This is a genomic window from Parabacteroides sp. PM6-13 (assembly GCF_029892605.1).
Lineage (GTDB): Bacteria > Bacteroidota > Bacteroidia > Bacteroidales > Tannerellaceae > QVMG01.
In genome coordinates this window covers 13,578-34,170 of the sequence record NZ_JARXWF010000020.1, presented here as the reverse complement: position 1 = coordinate 34,170, position 20,593 = coordinate 13,578, and the positions used below count along the sequence as shown (strand labels likewise).

Here is a 20,593-nt window from a genome sequence, read left to right as displayed (position 1 = left end):
TTTAAAAAATTCATTACTTCCTTTTATTCATGTTACTCAGTTGTTTGGTCGTTTCGGCACAAAACAGAGTAACCGTGAGAGGAATAATTACCGATGAAAGCGGAGAAACCGTCATCGGTGCTAATGTTATTGTGAAAGGAGATCCTTCTACCGGCACGATTACGGATATAGACGGAAACTTCGAGTTGACCGTTCCGAGTGCCAACACGATTCTTGTCATTACATACATCGGTATGACTGAAAAAGAGGTAAAGGTAACTCCAAACCAAGTAATGCGTATCACGCTGGCAGAAGACTCCCAACAGCTGGAAGAGGTGGTTGTGGTAGGTTTTGGTCAGCAAAAGAAGGCCTCTGTGGTGGGTGCGATCGCGCAAACAACCAGCAAAACACTGGAACGCACCGGGGGTGTGAGTAGCTTGGGTCAGGCCTTGACCGGTAACCTACCGGGTGTTGTCACCATGACCTCCTCTGGTAAACCCGGGGAAGAAGACCCGGAAATCACAATTCGTGGTGTCAGCTCGTGGAACGGTAGCGAACCGTTGGTACTCGTTGACGGTATCGAACGTCCGATGAACGGTGTGGATATCAACTCCGTAGCATCGATTTCCGTATTAAAAGATGCCTCGGCAACCGCTGTGTTCGGGGTTCGTGGGGCAAACGGGGTTATCCTGATCACCACCAAACGCGGAGAAGAGGGAAAAGCAACAATCAATGTCAATCTGAGCACCACGCTGAAAACCTACTCCAAATTGCCGGATATGATGGACTCATACGACGCGTTAAGCCTGCGTAACCGTGTAATCGAAAACGAATTGGGTTATTCTCCAGCTTCCTGGAGCTATTACCAGCCGCAAGAAACCATCAATAAGTATCGTTATCCGGCCAATCTGGAAGAGTTCGAACGCTATCCAAACGTAAACTGGGTGGATGAACTATTAAAAGATGTAGCAACCTCTTACAATGCCAACGTCAATCTTTCGGGTGGTACGCGCTTTGTAAAATATTTCGCCAGCGTCGACTACGCCTACGAGGGTGACATCTACAAACAATTCGATAACAACCGTGGATACAAAACGGGATATGGGTATAACCGTATCAACGTACGTAGTAACTTAGACTTCTCACTGACAAAAACTACCGATTTAAAGGTGAATCTCTCGGGATCACACGGCGTAAAACAAGCCTCCGCCGGTCAATACGAAAACCTGGTATGGGCTGCCTTCTACGGGGTATCTCCCGATGCGTTTCGCCCCAAATACAGCGACGGAACATTCGGATTCTATTACCCGAACCCAACGCAGGCATCGACCAACTCGATGGAGGACATCAGTGTAAACGGGGTGGCCTATACCACAACCGACCGGTTGAATACCGACTTTACACTGAGACAAGACCTCAGCTTCTGGTTGAAAGGTCTATCGGTGGAAGCGAAACTGGCATTCGACAATAGCTTCCAGGAATACAACCGTGGTATCGATGATGTCAACGACTGGGAAGCCAACCCGCATAAGTGGATCGACCCGGAAACAGGAAAGGAATACACCGACGTGACGGTAGACGGCAACAATAAATTCGACTACCAGAACAACATCGCCTGGACCACAGGCCCCGGTTCTGTAGACAACAGACAAACCTACCGTCGTTTGAATTATTCGGCACAGATCAATTACGCCAATACGTTTGGAAAACATACGGTAGGCGCGATGGGTAACTTCAGCCGCGAACAGTATGCGAAAGGAAGCGAGCAGCCTTATTATAGAGAGAACTGGGTAGGTCGTGTGACCTATGATTATGCCAATCGGTATATGTTTGAATACAATATCGCCTACAACGGATCAGAAAAATTCGCAAAAGAATACCGATTTGGTCTTTTCAACTCAGGAGCAATCGGCTGGATGGTTACCGAAGAACCTTTCATGAAGAACCTCGACCTGAAATGGCTTGACCTTTTCAAGTTCAGAGCTTCTTACGGGCAGATCGGTGACGACAATATCTATGGACGTTGGCTCTATATGGACACTTGGGGTTATGGTGGCCAGTTCCGTCAAGGATTGACCGGAGTTAACTCTTCCAACAGCCCATACAATTGGTATTTTGAATCACAGGTAGGTAACCCCAATCTCCAATGGGAGGTTTCCACCAAGCTGGACGTAGCAGCTGACTTCGCGCTGTTTGGCGGAGCACTTGCCGGTTCTGTCGATTATTTCCAGGACAAGAGAACAGATATTCTTACCAGAACGCGCGCGGTACCCTCCTACTATGGAACAACAGCGCCTGTAGCGAACCTGGGTAAGGTAGAGAGCAAGGGATATGAAATTGAACTTCGCTGGACAAAAGCACTGAATCAGGACTGGCGTCTGTGGGGGAACGCGGCCTATACGCACGCTGAGAATAAGATTATCGAGGCGGATGATCCCAAATTGAAACCCGAATATCAGAAGAAAGCCAATAAACCGATCAACCAGACAACGGCTTACATCGACAAAGGATATTATAATAACTGGGATGAGTTGTATGGTTCTACGGCACACGATGCCCTAGACGACTCTCGTATACCGGGTAACTACATCATCCTCGACTACGATGCCGATGGTATCATCTCTTCGTTCGACCAGGTGCCTTATGGCTACACAGGCACACCTCAGAACACACTGAACGCACAGGTAGGCGTAGATTATAAAGGATGGAGCTTCTTCGTACAGTTCTATGGGGTAAACAATGTAACCCGTTACGTAGGGCTGAGCAGTTTGGGTGGAGTGAAAAACACCGCCTTCAACGAAGGTTCATACTGGTCGAAAGACGATATCAACGCCGATGTACCATTGCCTCGTTGGGGAACACAACCCAGCACATACACATCGGGAACTCGTTATTTGTTTGATGGTTCCTATCTCCGTTTGAAGTATGCGGAGCTTTCCTACACCTTCAATATGCGATCAATCGGTTTCAACAGCATGAAACTATATGTGAACGGAAACAACCTATTCTTATGGACTAAGATGCCAGACGACCGCGAGTCGAATACGGGAGGTAACTCCGCCTATCCGACGCAAAGACGTTTTAATATTGGTTTGAGATTAACATTATAATCTAGAATATGATGAAAACAAAATTAATAATTTATGTATGCGGGATCTTATCCGTTTTGTTCGCTTTGTCATCCTGTACGGAGTACTTAGACAAAGAACCGGATTCGGTTATCTCCGCGGATGATGCTTTTAAGAACTTTACCAACTTCCAAGGGTATGTAGAAAGAATGTATCATTTGGCTCCGGATATTGCCAAAGCAAACTGGGTAAGCTCATTTAACTGGGGCGAAGACGAAGTAGTAACGATTGGTAATGGTGAATACCTGATGGGATTCAGTATCGACCGTGGTAACTACCGTAATTATATTGGAGCCGGTCACTGTTTCCTCGATCGCAATTGGGACACAGGAACCGACCGCTTTAAAAAAGCCATTTGGGGCGGTTCATGGTATGGTATCCGCGTAGCTAATATGGGGCTCGAAGCCTTGGCTGCCGGTAAAATGACTGATGCCTCTGCCGATGAACGCAAGATGGTTGAAGGACAGCTCTATTTCTTACGCGCTTGGTTCTATTTCCAACTGACTTCATACTGGGGTGGTCTGCCTTATATCGACTATGTATTGCCAAGTGATGAGCCATTGACCCTTCCGCGCGAAACCTATCGCGAGAATGCGGAAAAGATGGCAGCCGACTTCCAGAAAGCAGCCGACCTGCTTCCTATCGACTGGGATAACACCGAGATTGGTCGTCGTACGGCAGGTAACAATGCGTTGCGCGCAAACAAAATATGGGCTCTGGCCTATTTGGGAAAGACCTATTTGTATGCCGGTAGCCCGTTGATGGCCAATGGCGTGAACGGTCCGAAAACCTATGATGCCGAAATGTGTAAAAAGGCAGCTTCCGCGCTGGGACAACTCTTGAGCTTGGTAGAAGGTGGACAAACACAATATGCCTTGGTTGATTTCGAAAATTACACCTCTCTGTTCTATACCATTCAACAGAACTGGTTGATGCCCGGTGGTACCGAAGCGATCGTGCGAAGCCCGACATACGGAGCCGACTCTTACTGGCGTCAGATGAACTCGTATCAGATTGCCAATATGGCAGAAGGTGACGGTATCGTTCTTTGCCCCTCGGCCAATTATGTCAATTACTACGGAGGAGCCGACGGTCTTCCGCTCAATGATCCGGATTCCAACTTTGATCCTACACATCCGTGGAAAAACAGAGACCCGCGCTTCTATCACGACATCGTATATGACGGTGTGAAGATTGTATCGGGAACCATCACCAATGCGGAGGATGAGCAATATCGCTATGCCAACCTGTATAACGGGGGTAACTTCCGCAATGACCCGCGAAAGACTTCACGTACGGGCTATCTGAATTATAAGTTTATTCCGTTAGGAGCAAACAACTGGGATAAGACCTATGGCTATAGCTATGCGACACACCTCCATCTGTCGTGGATACGTTTAGCGGATGTTTACCTGATGTACGCGGAAGCAGCCGCGCAAGGATATGGCTCAGCCAATGCCAAGGATGCCTCTTTCTCGAAAAGCGCTGTCGAAGCGGTCAACACCATTCGTGAACGCGCCGGTGTAGCTCCCGTAGCCGATAAGTACACCGCTTCTTTAGATGGCTTTATGAGTGAAGTGCGCAGAGAACGTGCCGTAGAATTGGCTTTCGAAGGCCATCGTTTCCATGACCTGCGTCGTTGGTTGTTATTGACGGAATATCCTTATAACATCAAAACGGAACAATTATTCGATCGCGCGGCTCCGCTCGATCCGAAGGCTGATCCGAAAGAGAATGCGGTAGTAAACTGGGACGAAGAGGTCGTTATTCAGCGTAATCTCTCAAGCAAGCACTATTGGTTACCGTTCAAAACGGAGGATGTCACTATATATCCCGAATTTGCACAAAATCCGGGTTGGTAAGAATTTGATAACTCTAATAAAAGATAGCAATGAAACATATATATAAAGGACTCGTATTTTGCGCTATGTTCACCTTCTGTTCCGTGTATGCCGTTTCTCAGGAGCCACTACAGGAGATATCAGGTGATACGGAAGAGAGCAAAGTACAAGTAGCGTTTCGAGACATCGACCAGGAAGACCTTTTAGGAGGTGTTTCCACAATCGACGTGAAGGAACTAACAAACAAAGCCTATACCACATACAGTCTGGATTTTTTGGAGAACGTGGTAGGGGGTATGAATGGTAATTTATGGGGCTTGGGCTCTTACCTGGTTGTTGTCGACGGGATGGTACGTGATGCAAACAACGTGATTCCTACCGAAATCGATCAAATCACCCTGTTGAAAGGACCGGCGGCCGTCGTTCTCTACGGTAGCCGTGCTGCCAATGGCGTGCTTCAGATCACCACCAAACGTGGGAGACTGGGCGATATACGCATCGATGTACGTGCCAATACTGGTATGGCTACTCCGAAAGCATACCCTAAATATCTCGGATCTGCCGAATACATGACACTGTATAATGAAGCGCGTGTAAACGACGGGTTGACTCCCAGCTACAGTGTAGAGGATATCTATCATCACGCATCAGGCGAGAACCCTTACCGCTATCCGGACTTGGATATGTATTCTTCCGATTACCTGCGGAAGATGTACAACCGCTCGGAAGGTATCGCGGAAATCTATGGTGGTAATGAAAGAGTAAAATACTACACAACGACCGGTTATTACAGAGAATCTTCGTTATTGAAGGTCGGTAATGCAAAAGATAATTATATCAGCCGCTTCTTTGTGCGTGGTAACTTGGACATAAAACTGCACGAACTGATCACGGCTCAAGCCGATGCGAACGTAACGTTCTACGACTCATTCTCTGCTGCCGGTAACTGGTGGTCGAATGCTGCCACCTTAAGACCGAACCGTGTGTCTCCGCTTATCCCGCTTAGTTTCCTGGAAGAAAACGATATTCCTTCTTGGAATACAATCAATGCCAGTAATAACATCATCGGTGGTAAGTATTTCTTAGGAGGTACACAGCTTGACCCGACTAACCCGATTGCCGACGCTTATGCAGCCGGTGACAGCAAGTTTGTAAGTCGTCAGTTCCAGTTCAATACCCGGTTCGACGTAAACCTAAAGCCATTGCTTGAAGGTTTGTTCTTCCGTGCCAAATATGGTATCGACTATGCTTCGACCTACAACCAGGGTTATTCAAACGACTATGCTACCTTCGAGCCGGTATGGTCAAACTACGCAGGAACAGATATGATCGCCAGCGTGACACAGTATGGTAACGACAGTAAGTCAGGTAATGAAAACATCGACAACTCGGCTTACCGTTATACCTATAATGTGTCGGCACAGTTTGATTATTCAAAGACCATTAATGCGGATCATAACCTGTTTGCTATGTTTATTGGAAATATCTGGCAAACACAGCGGAACGGCGAATACCATCGTTTGAGTAATGCCAACTTAGGCTTGCAGGCTTCGTATAACTACCAGCAGAAATACTATGTTGATTTCAGCGCGGCCATGCCCTATTCGGCTAAGTTACCCGAAGGCAATCGCGCCGGCTTCTCACCGACATTGACATTGGGATGGCGTCCGGTGAAGGAAAGCTTCTTCGACAATACGCCTTTCGACGATTTGATGGTGAATGTATCCGCGGGTATCATCAGTCAGGACATTGACATTACAGGTGGAGACTCACAAGGTTATTACCTCTATAAATCCATTATGCAACGTGGTGGCTGGTACTCTTGGGGAGACCTGGGTGGCGAATCAGCTACGGAATTCCAACGTGGTGACAATATGAAGATGACCTTTGTGAAACGCAAAGAGATCACTGCCGGTCTGCGCGGTTCGCTTTGGAACAAGCTGATCAGCTTCGATTTCAACTATTTCACCGGTAAGATAGATGGTGGCCTTGCGCGTCCGACTTCGCTCTATCCTATTTACTTTACGCAAACAGGCTATCCGACCTCTTCTATTATTCCGTATGTAAACTATAACATCGACAAACGTTCCGGTTTCGACTTCAGCGTTTACGCGAATAAGAAGGTAAGCGAAGTGGATCTGACATTAGGCGTGAGCGGTATGTATTACACCGATGAAGCTGAGCGTCGCGATGAAAACTATGCGTATGATTATCAAACACGCATCGGCCAGCCGTTGAATGCTATCTGGGGATTAGAAAACTTAGGTTTCTTTAATAGCCCGGAAGAAATCGCCAATTCACCGAAACAGTTCGGCGAATTGAAACCGGGTGATATTAAGTACAAAGACCAGAATGGTGACGGTGTTATCGACTCGAACGATGAGGTCTTCTTGGAACGCGCAGGCACTCCTTTCCGTATGGGTGTTAACCTCACTGCGAAATGGCGCAACTTCACCCTGTTTGCGATGGGTAACGGTTATTTCGGCGGACATGGACTCAAAAGTAGTTCTTACTACTGGGTACATAGCTCGCGCAAATACTCAGAGATCGTACGCGACCGTTGGACAGAAGAGACCAAAGCGACAGCTACGTATCCTCGTCTGACCACAACAAACGGAGAAAACAATTTCCGTAGCTCTGACTTCTGGTTATACGACAGCAGCCGCTTCACGCTGGCACAAGTACAACTCACGTACGACCTTCCGGAGCACCTCTTGCAAAACGGTGTTGTTAAAGGGTTAAGCATCTATTTGAGCGGTCATAACCTATTGACTATTGCGAAAGAGCGCAAACATCTGGAGATGAATGTAGGAAGCGCGCCTCAGACACGCTTTTATAACCTGGGTGTTACCTGTAGTTTTTAATGATACAATCAGCTAAAATGAATACAGTTATGAAGAATATAAAGAAAGTAGCTATACTTGTATTAATAGTACCCTTGATCTCTATGCTGGCCAGCTGCGACGACCTGTTCGAACCGGCTATAGAAAACCATAAGGATCAAGACGCTTTGTATGACATGCCTCTGTGGGCTGTTGGACTTATCGGTCATGCCTATATCAGTAATCCGTTGGGATCTTGGTCTTTCAACGATGTAGCAACCGACGACGCCGTATCGAATGACCCGAATAATGGTTACCGTACGATGGCTACCGGTTCCTGGCGTGCCAACAACAATCCGATGGATCGCTGGCAGTACCTGCGTGCCTCTTGGCAATATCTGAATCAGTTCCTTGCCATTGCCGATGATGTGAAATGGGCGCAAGACGAAGTAGTAGCCGAATTGTTCAAAGAACGTATGAAGGGTGATGCCTACGGTATGCGCGCGCTCTATATGTATCACCTTCTGTTGAACCACGGTGGATGGGCTACCGACGGACAATTACTGGGTATACCCATTCTGACCGAACCGGAAGACCTTACTTCGGAGTTCAATCTGCCGCGTAATACCTTCCAGGAATGTATCAACCAGTTGAATGCCGACGTAGAGATGGCTCTCTCCTTATTGCCGGAAGATTACGGCGCGATAGAAGATGATATCGACGTGCCCGCCAAGTATCGTTCACGTGGCGTGACAGCCGGTCAGTACACCCGTGTGTTTGGTGACAATGCCCGTAGCCGTATGAGCGGACGTATCGCCAAAGCGGTTCGTGCCCAGGCAGCTTTATTAGCAGCCAGCCCGGCTTATACCGAAGGAACGACTGTTTCCTGGGAAGAGGCAGCCAACCAGATGGCTATCGTATTAAACGGTCTGGGAAGCAACCCGATCGCGGAAATCGATCCGTTAGGAAACCAATGGTATGTCGATGGAAAAGCCATCGAGAACCTGCAAGCCGGTGTGAATCCGAAAGAGATCCTGTGGCGTTCAAACAAAGAAAGCTCCAGTTCTTTGGAAGAGACACATTATCCCCCTACCCTGTTCGGTAGCGGACGTCTCAACCCGACACAGAACCTGGTAGACGCCTTCCCGATGGCTAATGGCTATCCTATTTCGGAAAGCGAAAGCGGATATAGTGCAAACGATCCGTATGCCAACCGTGACCCGCGTCTCGACCTGTATATCCTCCGCAACGGAAGCAAGGCAGGCCCACAGAGCAGCACAATCACGACAGCATCTGATGGTACAGACAACAACGCGCTCAACAAAACGGAAACCTCCACGCGTACCGGATACTACATGAAGAAATTGTTGTGTCAGACCGTGAATGCCAATCCAAGTTCCAAGACTCCCGCTTACCATTACAAGCCGTTCATCCGCTACACGGAGATCTTCCTGGGTTACGCCGAAGCGGCTAATGAGGCATGGGGACCTACAGGCACAGGTGCTCATGGTTATTCTGCCTATGACGTGATCAAAGCGATCCGCGCTAGAGCAGGTGTTGGAAAAGACAATGGAGATGCCTACCTGGAATCTATCAAGGGCAATAAAGACAAAATGCGTGAGTTGATTCGCAACGAACGTCGTTTGGAACTTTGCTTTGAAGGCTTCCGCTTCTGGGATCTTCGCCGTTGGAAAGCAGACCTGAAGACTTCTGCGAAAGGTATGGATATCAACGGAGGTAGATATAATATTCTTCCCGAAGTTGAAACCCGTTCCTATCAAGATCATATGTATCATGGCCCAATCCCCTACGGTGAAGTGATCAAGTTTAGCAACCTGCTTCAGAACAAGGGTTGGTAATCATGTCGAACGATTTAAAAATAAAGAAAATGAAAAGAGCAATATTTCTATTATTAGCCATAACAGGCTGCCTATTCACTTCTTGCGAAAATGGCGATTGGGAATTTCCTGACTACGAATATACCGCTGTGTATTTTGCGTATCAGAGTCCCATCCGGACCATTTGCTTAGGCGAGGATGTGTTTGACACCACGCTGGACAATGCGCATAAGTGTCAGATCATGGCTACCATGGGTGGTGTTTATGAAAACAAAAAGAACATCGAAATCGGTATCCGTGTCGACAATTCATTATGCGACGGACTCATCTATAAAGATCTGAATACGGAAGTTGTGGCTATGCCATCCAATTATTATACGCTTTCTTCCGATAAGATTGTGATTGAGAAGGGTAAGTTACTGGGCGGTGTAACCGTGCAACTGACTGACGCTTTCTTCAATGATCCGAAATCATTAGAAACAACCTATGTGATTCCGGTTGTGATGACAAGCGTAAACAATGCCGACAGTATTCTTTCCGGAACGCCGCTGGTGGCTAACCCCCGACGCGCCGTTGCTTCCGATTGGGATGTGCTTCCGAAAGATTACATCTTGTATGCCGTGAAGTATATCAACACATGGGACGGTTATTACCTGAGACGCGGAACAGACGTGGTGACCATAAACGGAGTAACCACCAATGTGACACGCCAGCAACAGTATGTTGAAAAAGATGAGGTTTTCAAACTGAACACCTACTCCTTGTCCGACTGTGAGTTTCCGGCTGTTTATGAGAATGCTGCAGGGGTAAATCTTCCTGTTTCATCCAGACTCAGCTTTGACAGAAACGACGAATGTACAATCACGCCAAGCGCGACCAGTGTTCAGGTGAATGACAGTGTAAGGATTTACAACATCACCTCGTCTGGAAGCGGTAAATTTGTCAAATTAGGCGAGAAAAACAGTTGGGGTAATAAAGACAGAGACGGCATGTATCTGAAATATGAAACGGGCTTTGAGGTCGAAATGACCTTCCCCAATACACCGGGCGGAAAAGAGCCTGTTTATGAAAAGCACCATTATAAAACAGATGATATATTGGTAGCAAGAGACAGAGGTATGAAAGCCGAGTGGTTTACTCCGGCAGAGAAGTAACAAGTAGTTTCTTACGATAAATTAAAAAGATATGAAACATACAAAATATATTTTAGGAGCTTTCGTTCTGGCAAGTATGGCGATCACATCCTGTGTGGATGATTCCGCATTGGAATATGATGTAGCGAAGCCGGCTTCCATTGCTGGAATGGAATACCTCAATGAGTATGAGGCATTGAAAACCTATGTCAACCGGAGTACGGATCCCAACTTTAAGTTGGGTTCCGGGGTTGGCGTGAGTGATTACGTGAAAGAGGGATTGGTGTACCGTCTATCCAATTCCAACTTCGACGAACTGACCGCAGGCAATGCGATGAAGTACGCCTCGAACGTGAAAGACGATGGTTCGATGGACTTCTCGAATGTGATTGCTTTTGTGCAGGCAGCAAAAGCCGGTGGCGTATCTATCTATGGACATACCCTGGCCTGGCATGCACAGCAGAATAATAAGTATCTGAATAGTCTGCTTGCGGATAAAGAGATCGAGGTAGATCCGGACGATGCGAACCCGGCATTACGTATGGTTGTTCCTACGAAGGGAGCCAACGTATGGGATAGTGAGATTTATTATGATCCGGTTGCCCCATTGGTTGCCGGTCAAGAATACACTATCAGCATGCGCATCAAAGCGACCCAAGCGACCAATGTCAATTTCTGGCCGGGCATGAAAAGTGGTGCCGAGACACATTATTTGCCTGGCTTTGCAGCCGGCGAACAATGGGGAGATGCTTCTGTTACATTTACTCCCCGAGTAGGCATTGACAGACTTCGCTTCTGCTTTGGTACATTTGAAGGAGAACTCTTCTTCGACGATTTATCGTTGAAAGCCACAGGAAGTGATGAGAATTTGATCGCCAATCCTTCTTTTGACGAAGAGAGTCTGACAGGTTGGAGCAAGCCAGGATGGCATAGTTACACCTTTGGTATCGCTGATGTGGCTGCAGGACCAAGCACCTATTGGGTGAACCTGGTAAGCAATAGCAACTGCGAAAGCGACGATGTATCTAGTTTCTATGCAACAGAAAAGACGAATGGTCCGAAAGCGGCTACCTTTGGCGCGGCAGGTACGGGTGCTGACGGTGTCGGACGCGCGATTGTGGTTCAATCAGGCGACAATCCGACCAATGCATGGGATACCCAATTCTTTGTCAAGGTACCTCATACCTTTGTAACTGGCGAAGCGTATAACTTCAGCATGAAGGTTAGAGCCAGCAAGCCTGCGACAATCAGCTCACAGGCACATAGATCTCCCGGTGATTATATACACTGGTCTATGGTAGGATCACCCAATGTAACGACCGAATGGCAAGAATATAAGAACTCCGGAGTTATTACGGATCAGAACGGCATGACTACGATTGCTTTCAACCTGTCGGAGTCTAAGGAAGCTACAACCTATTATTTTGATGATATCGTCTTCGAAAAACAAGAGTCTGGCAATACCATCCCACTCACCGACGAAGAGAAAGCCGAAGCATTGAACGGTGCTATGGACAGATGGATCGCCGGTATGATGACCGCCTGTGAGGGTTACGTAACCGCTTGGGATGTGGTGAATGAGGCTATATCGGGAGCCGATGGTAATGGCGATGGCAAGTACGACCTGCAATCGGCATCCAACAGCAGCGATCCTGACAACAACTTCTACTGGCAAGATTACCTGGGTGATAACGAGTATGTTCGCACCACGGTAAGACTGGCGCGCAAGTATTTTGCTGAAAGCGGAGGTAATCCTTCGGATCTGAAACTATTTATCAATGACTATAACCTCGAATCCTGGTGGGACGGCAACGGTAAAGCCAAGAGTATGGTGAAATGGATTGAGCAATGGGAATCGGATGGCGTAACGAAGATCGACGGTATCGGTACACAGATGCACGTAAGCTACATCATGGACGCGGCCGCTCAAAAGAGCCAGGAAGAGGCGATTGTGAATATGTTCAAATTGTTGGCAGCAACCGGCAAACTGATCAAGATCACCGAATTGGATATGGGTATCACGGAGAAAGCCTTTGGCACAGGTATCAAAACAGAGGATATGACAGAAGAACACCACCTGGCGATGGCGGGTTTCTACAAGTTCATCATCCAGAAATATTTTGAGCTTGTTCCGGCTGCCCAACGCTATGGTATCACGCAATGGGCTGCTACCGATAGCCCTGCCAGCTCCAGCTGGCGAGGCGGCGAACCTGTCGGCCTATGGGATTTGAATTATAGCCGTAAGCATACCTATGCCGGCTTTGCGGATGCTTTATCCGGGAAATAATAATATAATAACACTTAATAAACAGAGGGTTTTCGGATCCTCTGTTTATTTTTGGATATCAATCAATAAGCAATCGTACATTATGAAAAGAATCATTTATTTCATAGCCCTATGCCTCTGTGTATTATCCGTAAAGGCGCAGTCTCCTTATCAAAGCCGGGTGGTGACCGATACGATCTACAGCCAGGTGTTGAATGCCAAGCGGGCATACAATGTATTACTCCCTCAGGGGTTTGATCTGAACAAAGGCAAGACCTATCCGGTGCTTTACCTTTTACATGGCATGTGGGGTAACAATACCGATTGGACCGGTCCCGGACGTGTCAAAGATGTGATGGATCGATTAATCGCCAGCGGAGAAGCCTGCGAAATGATCGTTATCACACCCGACGCCGGCGGTGGTGATCCCAATGTGGTACAGAATGGCTATTACAATATGCCGGACTGGGATTACGAAACCTTCTTTTTCACCGAGTTTCTGCCTCACGTAGAAAAGAAATACCGGGTGATTGGCGATAAACAACATCGTGCCGTAGCAGGTCTTTCGATGGGTGGCGGTGGTGCAGCCGGATATGGACAGCTCCATGCCGATAAGTTCAGCGCCGTTTATGCGATGAGCGCCCTGATGGACATTCCCGAAGTGGGAGCTGCTCCTGTGAACCAGGCTGACGGACCGATGGCGAAACTGACTCGCTCGGTGATCGACAACAGCTGTGTAAAATATATACAAAAGGCCGACGAGGCACGCAAAGCGCTACTTCGTTCGGTTTCCTGGTTTGTTGACTGTGGCGACGACGACTTCCTGCTCGACCGAAACATCGAATTTTTCCGTGCGATGCGCCAGGCGGGTATCCCCTGCCAGTTCCGTATCCGCGACGGAGGACACGATTGGGAATACTGGCATTCGGCTCTCTACACCTGTTTGCCGTTTGTTTCGCGTGAGTTCCAGAAGCCTGCGAAAGAAGAGTTTCATGTCTATCTTTGCCTGGGACAGTCGAATATGGAAGGAAATGCCCGGATCGAAGCGCAGGACACCATTGGCGTCAATAAACGTTTCCAGGTGATGCAAGCCGTAGACTGTTCGGATCGTGGACGCGTGAAAGGAGAATGGTATAAAGCTGTGCCTCCGCTGGCACGCTGTCGCACCGGACTTACCCCTGTTGATTATTTCGGAAGAACCCTCGTGGCGGAATTGCCTGAGCATATCAAAGTGGGCGTTATCAACGTAGCCGTAGGGGGCTGTAAGATCGAACTGTTCGATAAGGAGAATTACCAGGCCTATGTAAACGAATCGCCCGACTGGCTGAAGAATATGGTCAATGAATACGACGGGAACCCCTACGCTCGCCTGATAGAGTTAGCCCAGAAGGCGCAACAAGAGGGTGGCGTGATCAAAGGCATCCTGTTGCATCAGGGCGAATCGAATACCGGCGACCAGGAATGGCCTAAAAAGGTGAAAGCGGTGTACGACAGCCTGCTCCAGGATCTCAAACTGGATCCCAACTCTGTTCCGCTGCTTGCCGGCGAAGTGGTGCATGAAAAGCAGGGAGGCGTTTGCGCTTCGATGAATGAGATTATCAACACCTTGCCGGAGGTTCACCCCAACAGCTACGTGATCTCTTCGGCTGATTGCGACGTAGCACGAGACAACCTGCATTTCAATGCTGCCGGTTACAGAGAACTGGGAAGACGCTATGCGAAACAGATGCTTACAATCTTAGGCTATTAATCTTACGTAAAACGTAACATAGATACCTTTTTGAGATCTCAGCTTGGGGCACTCCCAAGCTGAGATCTTTTCTTTTAGTGCTTTTTGAAAACGGACAAAGTGTTCATTTTCGGACAATACACAAAGCAACATCCTACGCATTATCAAACACTTAGCCTTTTGGCATAGGTTTTGCCCATAGCCGGGTAAAAGAGAGAAAAGATGAAGAAAACAGGCATATTAATAGGATTACTGCTCTTGGGTTGTTCGCTTATCGCGCAAGAGCCGGAGAACAGGATGCAGCTTACGCTGAAAGAGGCGATTCTATTGGCGCAAGTGCAGTCGGTCGATGCGGCTGTAGCATTGAATGAATTGAAAACCTCCTACTGGGAATACCGCACGCATAAGGCCGATCAGTTGCCGGAAGTCACCTTCACCGGTAGTTTGCCCAGCTATTACCAGCGATTCAATAAATACCAGCAACCGGACGGGTCATACACCTTTGTGCGCGACAATTCCATGGGCTTGTTTGGCGAGCTCTCTGTGACGCAGAATATCGCGCTGACCGGAGGACAGATCTCCCTGAACTCCTCCCTGGACTTCACCCGGCAACTGGGGGCAGGTGCCTACAATGAGTATATGAGTGTACCCGTCGGGCTGACCCTGAAACAGCCACTCTTTGGGGTGAACGACCAGAAATGGAAACGAAAAATCGAGCCCGTACGCTACCAGGAAGCCAAAGCCGCTTATATCGAAAGCGTCGAGATGGTTACGCTTTATACAATTGACTATTTCTTCACTCTGTTGAAAGCACGCGAAAGCCTGCGCAATGCACAGCAAAACCTGGAGAATGCCGAGAAACTGTATGATATAGCCCTGGCGCGCCGTGAGATCGGCCATATTTCGGAAACGGAGCTTATGCGCTTGCAGCAGGCCGCGCTTCAGGCAAAAGCCAACCGTACCGACGCGCAGTCGAGGTGGAACGCGGCGATGTTTCAGTTGCGCGCTTTCCTGGGCTTGAGCGAACAGGATATGATAGAGCCGCTGTTGCCGGAGACGGCACCTGCCGTACATATAGAATATCAGAAGGTATTAGAAAAGGCACAGGAGAACAACAAACTGGCGAAAAAAATCCTGCGGCAACACCTGGAAGCGGATTATGCTGTGGCGGCTGCGAAAGGCAACCAGCGAAATATCAGCCTGTTTGCCTCTATCGGATATACCGGGAAAGATAAGATGATGGCCGACGCCTACCGGGGGCTCACCGACAACCAGATCCTGGAGGTAGGTGTCTCTATTCCGCTATTGGATTGGGGAAAACGCAAAGGAAAGGTGAAGGTTGCCGAGTCAAACCGGGAGGTCGTCCTGTCGCGCACACGTCAGCAACAAATGAATTTCAATCAGGATATATTCCTGTTAGTAGAAAACTTCAACAACCAGGCAACCCAGTTGGAGATTGCCGCCCAGGTGGATATCCTGGCGGAAAAGCGTTATAACACATCGATCGAGACTTTCCTGATCGGGCAGATCAATATCCTGGATCTGAACGACGCGCAAAACTCCAAAGACAATGCGCGGTTGAATCATATTCAGGAGCTCTATGCCTATTGGAGTTATTACTATAATCTCCGGAGCGTTACCCTGTATGACTTCCTGAACGACAGGACGCTGGATGCCGACTTTGAAGAGATTATTTTGCACTAATGCCGTCGGGTAGAAAGAATTCTCTATCTTTGAATCACTTATTTCAATCTATGATACTAATTGTTGACGATGATACAGTAGTCCGCTCCTCGCTGGCTTTTTTATTGAAACGCGCCGGATATCAACCGGAGGCGGTGCCAGGTCCGCGGGAGGCGTTGGAAGCCATTCGCGCCTATAAGCCGGAACTTATTCTCCTGGATATGAATTTCACGCTGACCACCACAGGGGCAGAGGGCATTCAACTGTTGCGACAAATCAAGATATTCCATCCGGATGTGCCCGTTATCCTGATGACGGCCTGGGGCTCGATCACGCTGGCCGTGCAGGGCATGCGAGCGGGCGCCTTTGATTTTATTACCAAACCATGGAACAACCTGGTGCTTCTCAATACCATTCGTACGGCATTGGAATTGAGTGCGCAGAAAGATGCCCGGCCGACCTCTTCCGAAGAGATGGAAAACGAGGCGTCGGTCTCTTTTGAGAAGATTATCGGGAAAAGTCCCGTGCTGCAAGAGATATTAGGCACTGTTTCCCGGATAGCCCCTACCAACGCGTCGGTTCTGATCACTGGTGAAAGCGGTACGGGCAAAGAACTGATTGCCGAAGCGATCCATACCCATAGCCTCCGCAAAGAGAATCCTTTCGTGAAGGTCAACCTGGGAGGACTCTCCCATAGCCTGTTCGAAAGCGAAATGTTCGGTCATAAGAAAGGAGCCTTTACCGATGCCTATATGGACAGGAAGGGACGCTTTGAAATGGCCGACAATGGCACGATCTTTCTGGATGAGATAGGCGACCTGGAGCTGTCGAGCCAAGTGAAGCTGCTCCGGGTATTGCAGGATCAGACCTTCGAAGTATTGGGCGACAGCCGGCCACGGAAAGTGGATATACGGGTGGTGAGCGCAACAAACCGGGACTTGCGGGAGATGGTCTCCGCGCGTAGCTTCCGCGAAGATCTCTTCTACCGCATCAATCTGATTACGATTCATCTTCCGCCTCTTCGCGAGCGGAAGGAGGATATCCCGCTGTTGGCTCGCTATTTTGCCGAACAGCAAGCCGCCCTAAATGGTCTTCCACCGGTGGAGTTCTCGTCGGAAGCCTTGTCATGGCTACAACAACAACCCTATCCGGGTAATATCCGTGAACTAAAAAACCTGGTCGAGCGTACGATTCTTGTTTCGGGAAAGCCTTTGTTGCAGGCAAGCGATTTGAAAGCGCAGACAGGGGCAGGTAGCGAGAAAACGCAGCAGGCCGCCAATACCTTAAGCGGCATGACCCTGGATGAGATAGAGAAACAGACCATTCTCCAGGCATTAGACGATTACAAAGGGAATCTTTCGCATGTGGCCTCTGCCTTGGGTATCAGCCGGGCTGCCTTATATCGACGCATGGAGAAATATGGCCTGTCGCCCGACAAGCCCTAACAAAAACAAAGCGCATGAGGATAAAAGGACTATTCTGGATATTGACCGGGCTATTATTGGCGGTGTTGGGCGTATTGGCCTACTTCTCCTTTTATTCCTCCACCCGTTGGCTCTTCTTTGTGGTTGAGGGCGCTATCCTGGTCACCGTCGTTTATCTGATCGTTTTCTATCGGAGAATCATCAAGCCTTTACATATCATCGGCAACGGGATGGAATTGTTGCGCGAGCAGGACTTCAGCTCGCGGCTTAGCCTCGTGGGGCAGGCCGAAGCCGACAGGGTGGTAGAGGTATTCAATAAAATGATGGAGCAGCTCAAAAACGAGCGGTTGCACCTTCGCGAACAGAACCATTTTCTGGATCTCCTGATCAATGCCTCGCCTTTGGGGGTCGTGATCTTCGATCTGGATGGGAAGATACAATCGGTTAATCCGGCGGCAGGGGTTATATTGCATAATACGCAAGAGGAGACGCTTGTCGGGAAAAGCCTGACGGATCTAGACTCCCCGTTGGCGGCAGAACTGATGGAACTACCCCTGTATGGAGCGGAAACCATCCGATTGAATGATGCCAATATCTACCGGTGTACCCATTCTTCCTTTATAGACCGGGGATTTCACCGCTCTTTCTATTTGATAGAGCCGCTTACCCAGGAGGTGTTTAAGGCGGAAAAGAAGGCATATGAAAAGGTGATCCGCATGATCGCGCACGAGGTGAACAACACCACCGCCGGCATTACCTCCACATTGGATACGCTCGCCAGTACGTTTCGTGAGATGAATGATATGGAGGATATAAACGAGGTATTACGCATTTCTATCGAGCGTTGCTACCGGATGAGCGACTTCATTACCAATTTTGCGGATGTCGTTCGCATACCTGAGCCGCAATGCCTCGCGTATAATCTGAACGAAGTGGTGATGAGTAGCAAACGTTTTATGGAGACCATCTGCCGTAATACCAACATTGATATCCGGATGAATCTGGCAGAAGATTCTCCCATGGTCTTTTTAGATAAAACCCTGTTCGACCAGGTGTTATTGAATATCATTAAAAATGCGGCGGAATCGATCGAAGCGGACGGAATGATCGAGATACGAACCACCGCTTCTCCGGTCAGCCTGGAGGTAATCGATAATGGCAAAGGAATCGATAAAGAGACGGAAGCGAAACTATTCACCCCGTTTTTCTCATCCAAGCCGCATGGACAGGGTATCGGCCTGACTGTTATCCGCGAGATTCTACAAAAATTGAATTGCACCTTCTCCTTGCGTACCTATCCCGATGGCTTGACACGTTTCCGTATTCTTTTCACTTGAGGGCGACCCTATAGAAAATAAAAAGGGAGATGACTTTGTATCGGTCATCTCCCTTTTTGGTTTTATCGTATAGCTTACAAGCCTATCTTTTCTTAGCCGGAGCCGCGATTTCGTAGAATACCTTCTTGTCCTTATCGTACATAAATGAAACGATATTCCAGCCGGCTCTGTTGCCTCTGTACACATTATAGGAAACATCATAGCTCAATTCCGGGTTAGGATCGGAATAAAGAGCCGGCAATACATGAGAGGCAAAGCCTTCGGATATTCTTTTATCCATCAGCGCCTGAAGCTGATCGTCCGACAAGGAGGTATATTCTTTGTTCGGATCTTTGTCTCTCCAGTTGGAATAGTTATTATTCACCTCACCCCATTTAGCAGCAGATCCGTAATAGAACTCATTCAGATCGTCTATCCAGTAGGCATATTTGTTGTTCTTTACCCACTCGATCAGGTAGAGCAGTTCATTTTTTTTGATGGTCACCTCTACGCTGCCGCCGATCAACAGGTTCAGACTCCAATTGGATCCGTCGTATTTCATATCGGCGATTTTGGTCGTAACCGTCATAACCGGCGCGTATGGGTCGTAACTGTTCCAGTTCGTTCCGTCGAATTCATACACAGATGTTTTGGTAATCACCGCACCCTTCTCTAAATAATTATAGACAACGACTGCCGTTTTTTCAGCAATCGCATACGGATACTGCATACGCAGGAAGGAGCCCAGGTAGCCATCGATATTCATAGCCGATGTGAAATAGCCCTTTTCGCCCGGTTCATTCGCGCCATTACCCATCTCTTTGTAATCATCCGCAATAAGGGTATAGTAGTAATTAGCCGTAAAGCTGTTCAATTCTGTTTTGTCCCAACCATAGTTCTCTTTCTTAAAGCTTTCGGAAAGGGTTTCTTTCTTGCCGTCCGCCTCGTTGAAGAGGTAATAGATAGTCACGATATCGCCTACAGCTAAACCGGCATATTTCTTGGTAACAAAGTCAATCAGGTAACCGTTTACGTCCATCGATGCATCGAAGTAATCGTGTTCACCGGGTTGTCCCGCCTCTTTCCCCATCGAATCATAGTCTTCAGCTTTCAGGCTATAGTCCTCTTTAGGCAATGAGTAACCGGGAGTGCTTTCTCCATAGAGAATAGAGACTTTCGCTGTCGAATTCTTATCGTTGTAGAGGTAAATGCTTTTCAGCATTTTGTCTACCGCCGTCGTTAAGGAGGTGCGGTCGGTGAAATAGCCCGCGTCGGGGTATTCGCCGGTATATTCGCCGGTATACGCTATCACATCTGTCACCAGATTGTTGTCGTAACCGCTGAAATGTTCTTCGTTATAGTCACATCCGGCCAGCAAAAGGATGGCCAGTAAGCTTATATATAGATTGATCTTTTTCATAATCCTGTTTTCTT

At 48.1% G+C, this 20,593-nt stretch carries 11 protein-coding genes; 10 read left to right on the top strand and 1 reads right to left on the bottom strand.

Annotated elements, in window-relative coordinates; genetic code table 11:
- Positions 1-29 precede the first annotated feature (29 nt).
- From M2134_RS14845 to M2134_RS14800, 10 genes are all read left to right on the top strand, one after another.
- On the top strand, positions 30-3,089 hold the full coding sequence (locus tag M2134_RS14845) for a TonB-dependent receptor (RefSeq protein WP_280752332.1): 3,060 nt from the start codon (positions 30-32) through the stop codon (positions 3,087-3,089).
- A gap of 11 nt (positions 3,090-3,100) precedes the next feature.
- Positions 3,101-4,969 carry a RagB/SusD family nutrient uptake outer membrane protein gene (locus M2134_RS14840; protein ID WP_280752333.1) on the top strand — a complete coding sequence of 623 codons (1,869 nt, stop codon included), beginning with the start codon at positions 3,101-3,103 and terminating at the stop codon, positions 4,967-4,969.
- A gap of 29 nt (positions 4,970-4,998) precedes the next feature.
- On the top strand, positions 4,999-7,812 hold the full coding sequence (locus tag M2134_RS14835; RefSeq protein WP_280752334.1) for a SusC/RagA family TonB-linked outer membrane protein: 2,814 nt from the start codon (positions 4,999-5,001) through the stop codon (positions 7,810-7,812).
- A 29-nt stretch (positions 7,813-7,841) separates the two neighbouring features.
- Entirely contained in the window at positions 7,842-9,629 is a 1,788-nt protein-coding gene (locus tag M2134_RS14830; RefSeq protein ID WP_280752335.1) for a RagB/SusD family nutrient uptake outer membrane protein, read from the top strand.
- Between the two features lie 29 nt (positions 9,630-9,658).
- On the top strand, positions 9,659-10,762 hold the full coding sequence (locus tag M2134_RS14825) for a DUF5627 domain-containing protein (RefSeq protein WP_280752336.1): 1,104 nt from the start codon (positions 9,659-9,661) through the stop codon (positions 10,760-10,762).
- Between the two features lie 31 nt (positions 10,763-10,793).
- Complete coding sequence (locus M2134_RS14820; protein ID WP_280752337.1) at positions 10,794-13,028, top strand: endo-1,4-beta-xylanase; 2,235 nt, start codon at positions 10,794-10,796, stop codon at positions 13,026-13,028.
- Positions 13,029-13,110: 82 nt separating this feature from the next.
- On the top strand, positions 13,111-14,757 hold the full coding sequence (locus M2134_RS14815) for a sialate O-acetylesterase (protein ID WP_280752338.1): 1,647 nt from the start codon (positions 13,111-13,113) through the stop codon (positions 14,755-14,757).
- Positions 14,758-14,958: 201 nt separating this feature from the next.
- Entirely contained in the window at positions 14,959-16,440 is a 1,482-nt protein-coding gene (locus M2134_RS14810) for a TolC family protein (protein ID WP_280752339.1), read from the top strand.
- 50 nt (positions 16,441-16,490) lie between these two features.
- Complete coding sequence (locus M2134_RS14805; protein WP_280752340.1) at positions 16,491-17,864, top strand: sigma-54 dependent transcriptional regulator; 1,374 nt, start codon at positions 16,491-16,493, stop codon at positions 17,862-17,864.
- A 14-nt stretch (positions 17,865-17,878) separates the two neighbouring features.
- Complete coding sequence (locus tag M2134_RS14800; protein ID WP_280752341.1) at positions 17,879-19,180, top strand: ATP-binding protein; 1,302 nt, start codon at positions 17,879-17,881, stop codon at positions 19,178-19,180.
- Between the two features lie 82 nt (positions 19,181-19,262).
- Here the strand turns inward: M2134_RS14800 and M2134_RS14795 are convergent, their stop codons facing one another.
- Positions 19,263-20,579, bottom strand: coding sequence for a hypothetical protein (locus tag M2134_RS14795; RefSeq protein ID WP_280752342.1), 1,317 nt, complete (start codon positions 20,577-20,579; stop codon positions 19,263-19,265).
- Between the last annotated feature and the right edge of the window lie 14 nt (positions 20,580-20,593).

What these genes read in the sequence shown, in the direction of transcription:
- M2134_RS14830 (WP_280752335.1), top strand. Translation starts at nt 7,842, where the DNA reads ATGAAGAATATAAAGAAAGTAGCTATACTTGTATTAATAGTACCCTTG.
- M2134_RS14845 (WP_280752332.1), top strand. Translation starts at nt 30, where the DNA reads ATGTTACTCAGTTGTTTGGTCGTTTCGGCACAAAACAGAGTAACCGTG.
- M2134_RS14810 (WP_280752339.1), top strand. Translation starts at nt 14,959, where the DNA reads ATGAAGAAAACAGGCATATTAATAGGATTACTGCTCTTGGGTTGTTCG.
- M2134_RS14800 (WP_280752341.1), top strand. Translation starts at nt 17,879, where the DNA reads ATGAGGATAAAAGGACTATTCTGGATATTGACCGGGCTATTATTGGCG.
- M2134_RS14840 (WP_280752333.1), top strand. Translation starts at nt 3,101, where the DNA reads ATGAAAACAAAATTAATAATTTATGTATGCGGGATCTTATCCGTTTTG.
- M2134_RS14835 (WP_280752334.1), top strand. Translation starts at nt 4,999, where the DNA reads ATGAAACATATATATAAAGGACTCGTATTTTGCGCTATGTTCACCTTC.
- M2134_RS14820 (WP_280752337.1), top strand. Translation starts at nt 10,794, where the DNA reads ATGAAACATACAAAATATATTTTAGGAGCTTTCGTTCTGGCAAGTATG.
- M2134_RS14815 (WP_280752338.1), top strand. Translation starts at nt 13,111, where the DNA reads ATGAAAAGAATCATTTATTTCATAGCCCTATGCCTCTGTGTATTATCC.
- M2134_RS14825 (WP_280752336.1), top strand. Translation starts at nt 9,659, where the DNA reads ATGAAAAGAGCAATATTTCTATTATTAGCCATAACAGGCTGCCTATTC.
- M2134_RS14795 (WP_280752342.1), bottom strand. Translation starts at nt 20,579, where the DNA reads ATGAAAAAGATCAATCTATATATAAGCTTACTGGCCATCCTTTTGCTG.
- M2134_RS14805 (WP_280752340.1), top strand. Translation starts at nt 16,491, where the DNA reads ATGATACTAATTGTTGACGATGATACAGTAGTCCGCTCCTCGCTGGCT.